Origin of the sequence: Paenibacillus sp. FSL L8-0435 (assembly GCF_037965655.1) — a bacterium.
In the GTDB taxonomy this organism is placed as follows: Bacteria; Bacillota; Bacilli; order Paenibacillales; family Paenibacillaceae; genus Paenibacillus.
On sequence record NZ_CP150185.1, the window covers coordinates 3,030,274 to 3,044,381 of the forward strand.

Sequence of the window (14,108 nt, forward strand, 5' to 3'; positions counted from 1 at the left end):
TCATCCCAGTTTTATTTTGGCATGTCACAATACTAGACATGAAGAACTTTGAAGGAGTGATTAACTTTGAATAACACCAAAAGAAGGATGGATCTTGTCCTTCTGCCGATTGTATTACTGGCGGCATTTCTGAATGGGTACGGTATCTGGAACGATCAATATGCCAATTCCTATTATACGACTGCCGTTGGGAGTATGCTCAGCAACTTCCATAACTTTTTCTATGCTTCACTAGACTCAGCAGGCTCGGTCACTGTAGATAAACCACCAGTCGTCTTCTGGATTCAGACGGCCTTTGCCTATGTCTTTGGATTGCGCGGATGGAGTGTTATTTTGCCGCAGGTATTAGCGGGAATCGGTTCGGTGCTCCTGATCTATTTCATGGTGAAACCTACATATGGACTTGCAGCAGCACGAATCTCGGCACTTGCGATGGCAACTGTGCCAGTTGTGGCTGCAGTCAGTCGGACCAACAATATTGACAGCATGCTGGTGTTTACACTACTGCTGGGTTCATGGTTTTTGTTCAAAGGCAGCAAACAAGGCAGTACTTGGCGCATTCTGGTTGCTTTTGGGTTAATAGGCGTAGCCTTTAATATGAAAATGCTTCAAGCCTACATGATTCTCCCGGCTTTTTACTTGCTTTATCTGCTTGCATTTCAGGCGAAATGGAGAAGGAAGATCATCCTGCTGATCGGCAGCACAGCGGTTCTGGCGGTCGTTTCCTTATCCTGGGCGGTCACTGTGGATTCTATACCCGAAGACGAGCGGCCTTATATCGGAAGCAGTGAAACAAACTCGGTCATGGAACTCGCCTTTGGATACAATGGTCTGGCTCGCCTAACGGGTCAGCAGAATACTGCAGGTAACGCAGGTATGCCAAATGGTATGGGACAGGGAAATAATCGGGGAAATCGAGAAGACTTGTCTTCAGACCCTAATCAGACAGGCAGTGGTGTTCCTGGTGCTGGGCAAGATGTCAATGCACCGGATAACGATAATACGAATGGTTCGAATGGCTTGAACACCATGGGTGGCATGAATGGGCCGAATGGCAATTTCCCGAGCGGGCAGATGCCGAATGTTATCGAAATGCCAAACGGAAGAAATTTCGGCGGTGGCATGGGCGGAATGTTTGGAACAGGGGAGAAAGGTCCTCTGCGTCTGTTCCAGACTGAACTGTCAGGTCAAGCTAGCTGGCTGTTGCCAGTTGTGCTGCTTGGATGCATTGCCATATTTGCAGGATTAAGACGGAGAAATATAACCAATAAACACAAGGAAGCCTTGTTCTGGCTAGCCTGGCTGCTTCCCGTTGCTGCCTTTTTCAGTGTGGCAGGTTTCTTCCATCAGTATTATCTGATTATGCTTGCACCTCCAATTGCGGCGCTGACTGGCGCAGGATTTGTAGCGATGTGGAAATCATATCGTGATCGCGATGGATGGCAGGCATGGTTGCTTCCGGTGTCCCTGCTGCTGACGACTCTGTTCGGCTGGTATATCATGCAGGTGTATAACGATACGATTGGTGCAGGCTGGTCCATTAGTGAATTGATCGCAGGCATACTGATTACGGTTATCCTGGTCGTTATACTTCATCGCACACATCAATGGAAACAGGGCTTCATTATCGCGGGATTCATGGTGATGCTGATCGGTCCAATCTACTGGGCATTCACCCCAATTACTTATGGTGGCAACAGCATGATTCCGGCAGCAGGACCGACTGGTTCCAATGGTATGGTTGGTGGAGCAAGAATGGGCATGCCAATGGGTAACGGTGCAGGAGACACAGAAATGCCTGCAATGGGTGGACGTGGCGGAATGGGTAACCGTAATGAAGAAGTGGATACAGCCACATTGAATTATCTGAAAGAGCACAATACAGGCGAAACGTATCTCTTCGCCACAACAGATTATAATCAGGCAGCACCTTATATTATCGACGAGAAAGCATCGGTAATTACACTTGGAGGTTTCTCCGGGTCAGACCCGGTGTACACAACAGAGGAACTTGAGCAACTCGTCAAGAGCGGGCAAGTGAAATACTTCATGGTTGGTGGCATGGGTGGCCGCGGAGGGAACTCGGAAATTAGCGATTGGATCAAAGAGCACGGAACCGAGATTCCAACGTCAGAATGGCAGACAGGCACCGACAGCGGATCTACAGATAACGGAGACACAGGAAACAGAGCTGGATTTGGATTCGGCGGACAGACGACCTTGTACGAAGTGAAATTGTAAGCCGAAATGAAAATCTCGAACGAAGTCCATTGGAAAAGGGAGGGGACAAACATGGCTCACGCGTACCGATACAGCATTATTATTCCCATGTATAACGAGGAAGCGGTGATCGAGGAGACTTATCGACGTCTGAAGAAGGTCATGGGCAGCACAGGAGAGAGTTATGAACTGTTGTTTGTTAATGATGGCAGCGTGGATCGAAGTGCACAGATGATCCGTGATTATGCCCGTTGGGACGAGAGTGTGAAACTGATTGATTTTGCCCGTAACTTCGGACATCAGATTGCGATAACAGCGGGTATGGATTACGCAGTGGGGGATGCCGTGGTTATTATTGATGCGGATCTTCAGGACCCTCCCGAACTGATATTGGATATGATCGCCAAATGGAAAGAGGGCTATGAAGTCGTATATGCCCGTCGCACCAGACGAAGTGGGGAAACTCGCTTTAAGAAATGGTCGGCGAGTCTGTTCTATCGTGTCCTTCGTGCTTCAACGGATACGGATATCCCGGTAGACACCGGAGATTTTCGCCTGATTGACCGCAAAGTATGTGATGAGATGAAACGTCTTCCGGAGAAAAACCGGTTTGTGCGCGGGTTGGTCAGTTGGGTCGGATTTCGTCAGACTGCGATTGAATATGAACGTGATGAACGTCTGGCAGGCGAAACAAAATATCCGCTGAAACGCATGCTGAAACTGAGCTTGGACGGCATTACTTCATTTTCGTATAAACCGCTCAAGCTCGCAGGTTATGTAGGTGCGATCCTGTCGGTTGGCGGATTCATCTATATGTTAACGGTTATTGTTTCGGCCATCTTTACGGATACAACGATTAAGGGATGGCCATCCATTGTAAGTATCATGCTGATGTTTAACGGATTCATCCTGATCATGCTGGGCATTCTGGGCGAGTACGTTGGCCGTATCTATGATGAGACCAAGGCGCGTCCACTATACATTGTGAGAGATGTGGTTCATGCCGAGGGCCAGCAAGCGCAATCCCGATTGACAGCTCGAGTTGCTCATCATGACTAAGCGTCTGGTGACACTCTTCAAGTTCGGTATTGTGGGTGTTGCGAATACGACAGTGGATGCGGTGGTGTTTGCTTTGCTTGCGGTGGTTGGTGTACCGCTTCTGATGGCTCAAATAATCTCGTACAGCTGCGGTGTTGCGAACAGTTATTGGCTGAACGGCAGGTGGACTTTTCGAGATGCGGCACGAAGGGGTGGCGATAGAGCGAAACTTATTCGTTTTCTAATCACCAATCTTATCGTTCTCGCGTTATCCGCCCTCATTCTGATGACTTTGCACGATGTGTTGGGTTGGAGTCTAGTGATGAGCAAGATCCTGGCGACCTTGATGGGGATGGTTCTGAACTATATGGCCAGCAGATATTGGGTGTTTCGTACAACGAACATATGAAAGGAGTCTATGATGATATGCGAATTAAAAAAGCAGTTATTCCGGCAGCGGGTCTCGGAACCCGTTTCCTGCCAGCGACCAAAGCACAGCCCAAAGAGATGTTACCGATTGTAGACAAACCGGCCATCCAGTACATTGTTGAAGAAGCAGTACAATCTGGCATTGAGAATATCCTCATTGTGACCGGACGCAACAAAAAATCCATAGAGGACCATTTTGATAAATCGGTTGAACTTGAACACTCTTTATATGCCAAGGGCAAACAGTCTTTACTGGAAGAGGTGCAGGCCATCAGCGAGATGGCAAATATTCATTTTATTCGTCAAAAAGAACCGCTGGGTCTGGGGCATGCCATTGGGTGTGCACGGCAATTTGTAGGAGATGATGCCTTCGCTGTATTGCTGGGAGATGACATTATGGTGTCTGATCCGCCTGCACTTGCACAGATGGTCCATCTCTATGAAAAGACAGGCAACCAGATCATTGGTGTCCGTCAGGTAGACGCGGCAAATGTGAGCAAATATGGCATTATTGATTCGAAGGGTGCAGAGGACCGGGTTCACCGGGTCACCAATCTGGTCGAAAAACCTTCCCTTGGAGAAGCGCCATCCCGAACAGCTGTAATGGGACGATACATTCTGAAACCTTCCATCTTTCCTATTCTGGATCAGATCGAGAGAGGTGCTGGAGGGGAATATCAGTTAACGGATGCCTTAAAAGAAGTAAGTCAGGTGGAGGAACTGTTGGCCCTTGAACTGGAGGGGCGTCGCTACGATATAGGCGATCAATTCGGATATATTCAGGCGATCTTGGAGATCGGACTGATGCGCAAGGAATTACAGCCCATGCTGACACCCTATCTTCAGAAGCTTGCAACCCAGTGGGGATAGGGATTGATATGCAGCAGAGGTTTAGATCTGCTGTAGGACGGGTTCTCCTCCGTGTCGTGGTTCTGTCATAGACTCTAGTATTGTACAATTATTCCAGTAAAGCTACAATTAGCAAGAAGTTTAAGTTGCTCTTTGAGGGGTGAGGAATCATGAATGAATCTATCATCAAGGACCTTATTAAGTATATGGACGTGGAGGACAACGCAGCCATTCAGTACATTCAGACTGAGCATCGGATGAAACTGGGACTCTTTTGGGGGATACAGGAAGGCAGCCGCGTTCTGGAAATCGGATGTGGTCAGGGAGATACAACGGCCGTGCTTGCACATCTGGTGGGGGAGAATGGGTACGTTCATGGTGTAGATATTGCACCAGAGGATTATGGTGCACCACTGACCGTAGGCGAAGCGGCAGCCAAGCTGCGGAGATCTCCGCTGGGTGATCGGATTCGAATGGATTATGATTTCGACATTCTAAGTGATCAAGCCCAATTCTCTGAGAATGAGTTTGATGTTATCGTACTTTCCCATTGTTCTTGGTACTTGAAATCGTTTGCCGAACTCGCCCAGATTCTTAACGAGGTTAGGACATGGGGACATCAGTTATGCTTCGCCGAATGGGATGCGCGAGTTACAGATGTGAGCCAGCTCTCACATTGGTTATCCGTTCTGATTCAGTCTCAGATCGAATGTTACAAGGAGAACAGCTTCTCCAATGTGCGCACGCTCTTTACACCGGGGGATATCCAAGAGCTTGTCTCTGCCGCAGGCTGGACGATTAAGGAAGAGAATTCGATCCATTCTCCTGAGCTGCAGGACGGTCGCTGGGAAACCGAAATGACACTGGCAGAAGCGCCTGTGGAACTGAAACTGCTTCAGATCCCGGACAAAGTAAAAACACTTCTTCTTTCTGAACTAAAATTACTTAGGACACATCATGCCACGGGGCCTGGGAGCCCACTGGGAACGTATGCGATGGTTGCCAAAAAGCAGTAAAGAAATAGCTATTTGTAGTATGTTATAATAAAAATGTCTATCGACGTACTTTTCACAGAAGACAGACCGTTTAGCTGAAGTTTTTCTTGCGATAATTGAATAGTTCAGTTCCGCTGGAAACATATAAATTCCATGATCTAAAAAAAATGTGTTTACTTCATCACAGTAATTTTGATATTATAATCGCAATATCAAATGCGACGAAGAGACGAGTAGATAAAATTCATTCTTTCAAAGAGAGCTCCGGCAGCTGAAAAGGAGTAAAGAATCTTTTATTGAATAAAGACTCAGAGCAGCACATCGGAACTTAGCATTAAGGGATGGTGTGACAGGAGCTCCTGTTACAGAGCTAGAGTATGAACGGTCTACAGCTAGCAACATGGTTGTAAACCTTTACTTGAAGAGGCGGATATGGTGACATATCGGCGAATCTGGGTGGTACCACGAGAGTTCAATCTCGTCCCTGAGACTATTGTCTTGGGGATGGGATTTTTTGGTTTTTCCGGGGCTGTGACTACACGCTTTGGAATTGCCTGAATAGTGTTAATTAAGGAGTCCATTTCATAATACGTTTTTAGTGAGTTATGATATTGATTCAAGAGAAGAATCACTCAAACCGAAAGGAAATGATGATTGAATGTCAGCAAAATTGAAAGTCGGTATCGTCGGAGGAACGGGAATGGTAGGTCAACGTTTTGTGGACCTGCTTGATCAGCATCCATGGTTTGAAGTAACAGCTATTTCTGCAAGCGCCAATTCGGCAGGTAAAACATATGAAGAATCCGTACAAGGCAGATGGAAACTCGCAGTTCCTATTCCGGAAGCGGTGAAGAAAATCGTTGTTCAGGATGCTTCCCAGGTAGAGGCTTTTGCCAGTCAGGTTGATTTTATTTTCTGCGCGGTTGATATGAAAAAGAATGAAATTCAAGCGCTCGAAGAAGCTTACGCTAGAACAGGCACACCTGTCGTGTCCAACAACTCCGCTCACCGCTGGACAGCAGATGTACCCATGGTAATCCCTGAGATTAACCCGGGACATCTGGACGTGATTGAAGCTCAACGTAAACGTCTGGGCACAAAAACCGGATTCATTGCTGTAAAACCAAACTGCTCAATTCAGAGCTATGTGCCAGCACTGCACGCTTTGCGTGAGTTCAATCCGACTCAGGTTGTTGCTTCCACGTATCAAGCAATCTCGGGAGCAGGTAAAAACTTTACGGACTGGCCAGATATGCTCGATAATGTCATTCCATACATCGGTGGCGAAGAAGAGAAGAGTGAGCAGGAACCACTCCGGATCTGGGGCAGCATCGAAAATAATGAGATCGTCAAAGCATCGGCTCCATTAATTACAACACAATGTATTCGTGTACCGGTAACGGATGGACATCTGGCTACGGTGTTTGTAAACTTCGAGAAAAAACCAAGCAAAGACGAAATTCTGGAGCGTTGGTTGCAGTTCAAAGGCCGTCCACAAGAGCTGGCTCTGCCAAGCGCACCGAAACAATTCATTACGTATTTTGAAGAAGAAAACAGACCACAGACAAAACTGGATCGTGACATCGAACGCGGAATGGGTGTCTCCACAGGCCGACTTCGCGAAGATTCACTCTATGATTATAAATTCGTGGGATTGTCCCACAATACGCTCCGTGGAGCAGCAGGTGGTGCGGTTCTAATCGCAGAACTGCTTAAAGCTGAAGGATATATTCAGCCGAAATAAGCATACGGCATCATAAGCAGCAACAGATTTCTGAAAATGATTTGAGCAAAACCGTCACTCGTTGATGGTTTTTTTCTATTGTGGGCAGGGCTCGGATAACGAGAAGCATTAGTTTAAAGAGATTAGAGAGACTACCTGCAGAGATATTATAGTAGAGGGTTATAGTGACGAAAAACGCCGACAATCATGTCGGCGTTTTTTTAACATTCCAGTATTTTGTTAGGCCGCGGATGTCTTATCTGACTTTTGCAGAAGCTGAGAGCGACGACCGAGCAGATAACCTGTCAGAGAAGCAAGCATCTGTTGAAATACCATGCCAAGCACAACCGGGACAGCAACTGGTGGCGGAAAATAAGAAACAGCGAGTACTGCACCTGCGCTAATATTACGCATACCTCCATTGAATACGAGAGCGACCTGATCAGCCTCATTCCAGCCCAGCAATCGGGCGATGAAGTAACTCAGTGCATAACCGAATGATGCCAGGAAAATAATGATGACCGCAAGTCCAGCGAGCTTCCAGTTGAAATCAGCCAAGTAGGGCGCAACGACAGACCCGTTAATCGCAACGACAGATGCCATAAACAATTTGGACAACGGGTTCAACCTTGGTCCCCAGACCGGGACAATGGCGCCTTTGGTCCACTCATTCAGCAGCATACCGAGAAGGGATGGTACAACAATCATCCAAAACAGACTGCTCATCATGGCTGCCGTATCCAGTGTAACACTGGTGCCGATTAGCAGGGATAACACGCCGGGTACAACGAAAGGAGCAAGCATGGTATCAATCAGGATGATGGAAAGCGTAAGTGCAATATTGCCCCGATAGATGCTGACCCAGATGAAGCTGCTGATTCCTGTCGGAATCACGGCTGCCAGAACAAGGCCCGTTATGGTGTACGCATCTGTAGGGAAAACCAGATGACCCATACCAAGAGCAATTAGAGGCATCGCCAAATGCAAAATAAACAGACATACAAACAGGGGGAACGGCTTCTTCAGCACGTTCACAAAATCCCGTATCCCCAGACTGATACTTCCAGCGAACGTCATGAACGCAAAAAGCCAAGGAGATAAAAAGGTATAAGAAGAAAGAAAACTCCCGCATAACACGCCAATAATAATACTGATTGGGGTAATCAGTGGCATGATGCGGTTCAAGCGTTGGTTCAAGGCTTGAAGCATAATCATGACATCCCTTTACCGTGTGATTTTACTATTATACATGTTAATAACGCTGGCTGCAGACCCATTTGCAATGAAGCAGTCTGAACAGGTATCATGGACTTGGAACAAGGATTCCGATTAGGAGAAAGGGAGATGATCATGTTTATAAGAAAAAGAAAGCACACATTAATGATGACAGGTCTTATTGCATCAAGTATTCTTTTGATTTCAGCCTGTTCAGTCGTGGAACAAGCTAATCAAAGTTTAAATTATGTGAGTGGGGCTACTGATTATATAGAACAGGTATCAAACGCCGGGGCTGATCTGCAAGAGCTCGCATCGGGTGCGGTGAATAATCCGGAGATTACAACGCAGATTCAGGAGAAAATCGATCTGATCCAAGCAGAAGCAAGTGAATTTTCTCAGTTGACTGCTCCTGCAATAGGAGAGAGCATTCATGAAAATCTGGTTAGTTACAATACTCAATTAACAGAAGTTGTAGACAATTTCGAGAATACAATTGCAGAGCAAGGTTTTACGGCAGAGAATTGGGAGAAGACAGGCATTCCTGAACTGATCACCAACATCAATAATTTGAAAGATCCGCTTAGCGGACTTCAGGGTGAATAAATTGAATTGATCTTACCACATTAAGACAATCCAGTTTGGAATCGAATACTTGAGAAGGGCGAGATATCGGAATGATTGAATTACCGTTATGCTCGCTTTTTTATTTCCCAAACGGATGCATATTTAATATCACAGGAGCTAGACTATATCATGTAAATAGGAGATGTATATGACATTTATCTCATATTTATGTGAAGATGGTCTATGGTTTTGACAAGGTTGGGACAGAGGCGTATGATAAGTATATAAGTTAATAAAATATAGTTACTTACTATAAGTTTTGAACTGCCCTTAAATATATTTTGCCAAAGGAGAGCTGAGTCATGACTCAACACAATGGAAAAGTAATTATTATTACAGGTGGAGCCAGTGGTATTGGTAAAGAAACAGCACTTCAACTTTCGGATCAAGGTGCGACTATTGTTGTCGCTGACTATAATGAAGACGGAGCGAAGAAGCTTGCGGCAGAGATTGAAGCAGCAGGCGGAACAGCGGGCGCGTACAAAGTGGATGTATCCAAAGGGGACGAGATTAAAGCCCTGATCGACTGGACCGTAGAGCAATATGGTACGTTAAGCGGTATTTTCAATAACGCAGGCATTGGACTTGTGAAGCCATTTCTGGAGATGGACCCGGAATCCTATCACAGAGTCATTGATGTAGATCAGCACAGTGTATACTACGGTATGTATTATGGCGCGAAAAAAATGGTTGAATTAAATGTACAAGGTACCATTGTAAATACAGCTTCGATCTATGGAAGTGTTGCTGCAGTAGGCAGCTTCAACTACAACGCAGCCAAGGCTGCGGTTGTTATGATGTCCAAATCCGGTGCACTTGAACTTGCTGAGCATGGAATTCGTGTAGTTGGTGTAGCACCTGGTTTTATCGAAACACCAATTCTGGGTGATGACCAAGCCATGAAGGATGCGCTTGCTACTCAACATATGCGTGGAGAGCTCATTCAACCAGAGAAAGTAGCCAGTGTGGTTACCTTCCTGTTCAGTGATGCAGCAAGCGCAGTGAACGGTACAACCGTAGCCGTAGATGATGGATTCCTCAGCTTCAAAACCAAATAAGTCCCCTTTTATAATTAAGGCAACTCATCTCAAAAAAACAGAAAAACGGTGCAGAACGATTTATTCGTTTTGCACCGTTTTTGTATTTTCATTATAAAGTAATCGTGGCATATGAGATGGAAATAAGTTTGTCGAATCATCCCGAAATTTCAGAGATCGTGATACAATTAACAAGGCTATAGCTTTTTATCATTTTGTGGTGTCATATACAATTCGAACGCCAAGAGAGCCATAACTCTCTTCTTTGTAATGACATTGAGAACAAGTTTTCGTCGAACATAACGCATCGTTATGAACTTGTAATTTTTCGTTGCACTGTGGACATTTATTTTCAAAAAGAGTCTTCAACACGTTAAACATGCTTAATCACTCATTTCGGATTAATTTACTTGGTTTTCATTATAACGGATAATATTCGCTGTGTATAGCACTTTTGAGTGATATCGAAATGAGATTTATATTGCACGAAAGGAAGCGCATAACCGATGGATCTTCTGCTTTTTGTCATCATGTTTATACTGGGTCTGGTCGGTTCATTCTTCTCCGGTTTGTTGGGTATTGGTGGGGCCATTATCAATTATCCGCTGCTGTTATATGTTCCATCCTGGATGGGACTGGAGCCATTCTCAGCACATCAGGTATCTTCGATTAGTATGTTTCAAGTGTTTTTCGCTTCACTTGCCGGTGTGATTGCATTCCGCAGAAAAGTAAAGACGGGTAGAAGTGGTGGAGCGATCGTCCACCGCGGTTTGGTGCTGTACATGGGCTCCAGCATTCTTGCTGGCAGTCTGATCGGCGGGTTCATATCCGGTCATCTGGACGGAAGGGTTATTAATCTGATCTATGGCATTCTGGCGATCATGGCGATTGTGCTAATGCTGATTCCCGGAAAGGGAACGCTTGATACCTCAGCTCCACTGGTGTTTAATAGATGGATTGCAGCAGGCACTGCTTTTGCAGTAGGAATTGTATCAGGAATTGTTGGTGCGGGTGGTGCCTTTATCCTTATTCCCATCATGCTGACGATTCTCAACATCCCTGTACGAACGACGATTGCTTCTTCACTGGCGATTGTATTTATCTCCGCAATCGGCGGCGTTATAGGGAAAATTACGGGTGGAGACATTCCGATGGAACCCATCATCTATACGGTGATCGGCAGTTTGCTCGGGGCATCCCTTGGTTCACGGGTTAGTTCGATGATCAATGTGAGGGTACTTCGATATGCATTAATCGTACTTATCGCCATCACAGCGGTCAAAGTCTGGTCTTCCATTCTGTAAAACCACGTATATGGGAATGAACAGTGACGATTTCGTAACCAAACGGTTGGATCGCCGTATAAAGGTTATGAACATGAGCTGAAGCGTTGGATACACGATCAAATGAGTTCAGTTTTCGTCCATGGAGCACCTCATCTCCTTTCATGGATACATGTTTAACATTAATAGAATTTGAGGTATCCACCCTATGAATAACGTACTTACAGAACAGGCTGATGCAGGATATCGGCTAGCTGAGCAGAAAGCATCTCAGTATTTCACTTCTCTTAGGCAGCAACTTATGAATAATACGTATACGACAGCACTTACCCAAGATATTCATGTATGGCAAAAAAAACATATTCATCGTTTTGCCTGGCTTTCTTTTTTATCACCTAGCAAAAGAAAACCGGATCCCCGGGATGTTCATAGATATATCCACTGGCTGAATACTACTGGGAAGCTGGATGATTACCTGGATCGGAGTATCTCCTATGTTTATATGCGGGATCTGGGGCAAGCCCTTGATTCTCCGAGTACGCAGGCCCGAATTCAGCACGTTGTCCAGAATACCAAAAAATACTTTATGGGCTCCGCTACTGGGCGCAAAGGACAGCCTGATTATATCAGTCTGGCTGCGTTGTACCGCTGGGGACAGAAGGAGCACATTGAAACGGCTGTCATCTGGGTGATGAACAAATTAAAGAATGTAGCATCCAACATCCCGAAGGAGCTGGATGCAGAGCAGGCGCAACGGAAGCTCATTAAGATCATTCTGGGTGTGGTCCTTCATGTGGACGATGAGATGAACGAGCAGACACCACCAGAAGAACGGGCCCGGAGATTTGATGCGGCGATTCGACTTGGTTATTCTTACGGTTTGACGTATCCATTTGTGGATGATCTGCTGGATTCTCAAGCTTTGACTGTTCAAGAAAAAGAACAATATTCCCAGATGATACGCGATGCACTTCTTACCGGGGTCGTACCTGATCTGGGGGAGTGGAAAGGCAGCAATCTGGAAGTGATCGAATATGTACATTCCGAGCTTCGGGAAGCATTTGAGTACATTAAGGACTATCAGCATCCAGAGAAACAGCGCACGTTCTTAGAGCAATCCTATGTGTTCTTTCAGTCTCAGGAGATCGATCACAACAAGAAATTAGCCAATGCGAATTATACGAATGAAGAATTGTACATTCCGATTATTATCAAATCTTCTTCTTCCCGATTAATCGTCCGGTCTGTTCTCAGTGCGCCGGAGGATGAGGGATTTGATCTGCGGACGTTCTATTACGGAATATATAATCAGTTGGCAGATGATTTTGCCGATATGTTTGACGATATGGAAGAAGGGGCAGTAACTCCATATACGTACTATTTGAAGTATCGAGATTTGCGTCCCGACTTGATCAATCCTTATGAATTGTACTGGGCAGTCATCTCACATCTAATCCATGATGTTTACAACTCGGATGCCAAGACCCGTGAGGTTATACTGGATCGTGCCATCAACGGGCTGAAGCGTTGTAAAGAACGGTTGGGGCAGCAAAAATATGATGAAGTGATGACGATCTTTGCCTCTGGGCAGCCTGAATTCAATCAACTGGTTCAACAGATGGTGCGAAAAGCGGATGACGTTGATTTCCTCGATAAATTGTTACGGGATCAGGTCGTGCTTCAATTGAGAAATGACAAGCAGGAGAAAGAGGAGTTCAAACAGACCATTCGAACGGTTCGCGAACAGATTAATGTGGAGTTGCAGATAGCCAAGCCAGGTGGACTTCATGAGATGAAAGAAACGCTGATCGATGCGGCCAATTACAGCTTGCAGGGCGACGGAAAAAGACTACGTCCGATATTAACTTGGGTTATGGGTGTGCGCGAGTATGGTTTACCTGAAGCCTCCATCGTTCCACTGCTTAGGTCGCTGGAGTACATGCATACTGCTTCCCTGATCTTTGATGATCTGCCCACCCAGGATAATGCTTCGACAAGACGTGGACGATCCACGCTGCATCAGGTACACAATAGCGCCACAGCGGAGCTCACGGGTCTGTTTCTCATTCAGAAGGCAATTGGTGAGCAATCCTCATTGAATCGCTTTGATGCGGCCACCGTGCTCACGCTCATTCAATATTCAGCTGAAAAAGCAGAGGATATGTGTATGGGGCAGGCGATGGATCTGAACTCCAAAGGCAAGGCATTGACGCTGGAGCAGTTGAACATGATCTGTTTTTACAAAACTGGCATTGCCTTCGAAGCTGCCCTGGTTATGCCAGCGATACTTGCCCAAGTGAAGGAACCGGAGATGGCTGCGCTGAAAAAGTTCGCTTATCATGCAGGGATCGCCTTCCAGATCAAGGACGACTTGCTGGATTTCGAGGGAAATCACCTCATTCTTGGGAAACCTGCAGGTCAGGATGAGCGGAACAACAATTCAACCTTTGTGTCTATTCTGGGTGATGAAGGCGCGAAGAAAGCGATGTGGGAGCATTATTGTCTTGCTACAGATGCATTGAACGAGATGCCGAAACCTATTCCCTTCCTGAGACATTTATTGGATTATCTTATTGGTCGCGAGCGCTAACCCGTTTTACTAACGATTCCGTGTTGCATATGACTTATTATGATATATAATGACAAAGGTCGGGATTCCATTGGATGGATTTCAGGCCTTGTTTGACTTTGT

The 14,108-nt window shown here is 45.8% G+C and carries 11 protein-coding genes and 1 other annotated feature; of the genes, 10 read left to right on the forward strand and 1 reads right to left on the reverse strand.

Annotation, left to right across the window (positions count from 1 at the left end; genetic code table 11):
• Positions 1-66: 66 nt before the first annotated feature.
• From NST33_RS13285 to asd, 6 genes are all read left to right on the forward strand, one after another.
• Positions 67-2,241 carry a glycosyltransferase family 39 protein gene (locus tag NST33_RS13285; protein WP_339308197.1) on the forward strand — a complete coding sequence of 725 codons (2,175 nt, stop codon included), beginning with the start codon at positions 67-69 and terminating at the stop codon, positions 2,239-2,241.
• Positions 2,242-2,292: 51 nt separating this feature from the next.
• Positions 2,293-3,279: a glycosyltransferase family 2 protein gene (locus NST33_RS13290; protein ID WP_339308199.1), complete on the forward strand. Its 987-nt coding sequence runs from the start codon at positions 2,293-2,295 to the stop codon at positions 3,277-3,279.
• On the forward strand, positions 3,272-3,667 hold the full coding sequence (locus NST33_RS13295) for a GtrA family protein (protein ID WP_339308201.1): 396 nt from the start codon (positions 3,272-3,274) through the stop codon (positions 3,665-3,667). The genes NST33_RS13290 and NST33_RS13295 overlap by 8 nt, the downstream gene beginning before the upstream one ends.
• A 17-nt stretch (positions 3,668-3,684) precedes the next feature.
• Complete coding sequence (galU, locus tag NST33_RS13300) at positions 3,685-4,557, forward strand: UTP--glucose-1-phosphate uridylyltransferase GalU (protein WP_339308203.1); 873 nt, start codon at positions 3,685-3,687, stop codon at positions 4,555-4,557.
• 149 nt (positions 4,558-4,706) lie between these two features.
• A complete protein-coding gene (locus NST33_RS13305; protein ID WP_221819525.1) occupies positions 4,707-5,552 on the forward strand; it encodes a class I SAM-dependent methyltransferase in 846 nt (281 codons plus the stop codon).
• Positions 5,553-5,743: 191 nt separating this feature from the next.
• Positions 5,744-6,020: a binding site (T-box leader), on the forward strand.
• A 169-nt stretch (positions 6,021-6,189) separates the two neighbouring features.
• On the forward strand, positions 6,190-7,275 hold the full coding sequence (gene asd, locus NST33_RS13310) for an aspartate-semialdehyde dehydrogenase (protein ID WP_017688716.1): 1,086 nt from the start codon (positions 6,190-6,192) through the stop codon (positions 7,273-7,275).
• 219 nt (positions 7,276-7,494) lie between these two features.
• Here asd and NST33_RS13315 read toward each other — a convergent pair whose 3' ends face one another.
• Positions 7,495-8,463, reverse strand: coding sequence for a bile acid:sodium symporter family protein (locus NST33_RS13315; protein ID WP_074094894.1), 969 nt, complete (start codon positions 8,461-8,463; stop codon positions 7,495-7,497).
• A gap of 135 nt (positions 8,464-8,598) precedes the next feature.
• On the opposite strand from NST33_RS13315, the gene NST33_RS13320 reads away from it, so the two are divergent.
• The 4 genes from NST33_RS13320 to NST33_RS13335 all read left to right on the forward strand — a co-directional run bounded on the left by NST33_RS13320 (position 8,599) and on the right by NST33_RS13335 (position 14,006).
• Positions 8,599-9,075, forward strand: coding sequence for a DUF6376 family protein (locus tag NST33_RS13320; protein WP_047842787.1), 477 nt, complete (start codon positions 8,599-8,601; stop codon positions 9,073-9,075).
• Positions 9,076-9,398: 323 nt separating this feature from the next.
• On the forward strand, positions 9,399-10,154 hold the full coding sequence (locus NST33_RS13325) for an SDR family NAD(P)-dependent oxidoreductase (protein WP_047842788.1): 756 nt from the start codon (positions 9,399-9,401) through the stop codon (positions 10,152-10,154).
• A 485-nt stretch (positions 10,155-10,639) separates the two neighbouring features.
• Entirely contained in the window at positions 10,640-11,437 is a 798-nt protein-coding gene (locus NST33_RS13330) for a sulfite exporter TauE/SafE family protein (RefSeq protein ID WP_076318014.1), read from the forward strand.
• Positions 11,438-11,624: 187 nt separating this feature from the next.
• Complete coding sequence (locus tag NST33_RS13335) at positions 11,625-14,006, forward strand: polyprenyl synthetase family protein (protein WP_339308206.1); 2,382 nt, start codon at positions 11,625-11,627, stop codon at positions 14,004-14,006.
• Positions 14,007-14,108 lie beyond the last annotated feature (102 nt).

Coding starts and splice junctions, on each gene's coding strand:
- NST33_RS13290 (WP_339308199.1), top strand. CDS start 2,293: ATGGCTCACGCGTACCGATACAGCATTATTATTCCCATGTATAACGAG.
- NST33_RS13295 (WP_339308201.1), top strand. CDS start 3,272: ATGACTAAGCGTCTGGTGACACTCTTCAAGTTCGGTATTGTGGGTGTT.
- galU (WP_339308203.1), top strand. CDS start 3,685: ATGCGAATTAAAAAAGCAGTTATTCCGGCAGCGGGTCTCGGAACCCGT.
- NST33_RS13305 (WP_221819525.1), top strand. CDS start 4,707: ATGAATGAATCTATCATCAAGGACCTTATTAAGTATATGGACGTGGAG.
- asd (WP_017688716.1), top strand. CDS start 6,190: ATGTCAGCAAAATTGAAAGTCGGTATCGTCGGAGGAACGGGAATGGTA.
- NST33_RS13315 (WP_074094894.1), bottom strand. CDS start 8,463: ATGCTTCAAGCCTTGAACCAACGCTTGAACCGCATCATGCCACTGATT.
- NST33_RS13320 (WP_047842787.1), top strand. CDS start 8,599: ATGATCATGTTTATAAGAAAAAGAAAGCACACATTAATGATGACAGGT.
- NST33_RS13325 (WP_047842788.1), top strand. CDS start 9,399: ATGACTCAACACAATGGAAAAGTAATTATTATTACAGGTGGAGCCAGT.
- NST33_RS13330 (WP_076318014.1), top strand. CDS start 10,640: ATGGATCTTCTGCTTTTTGTCATCATGTTTATACTGGGTCTGGTCGGT.
- NST33_RS13335 (WP_339308206.1), top strand. CDS start 11,625: ATGAATAACGTACTTACAGAACAGGCTGATGCAGGATATCGGCTAGCT.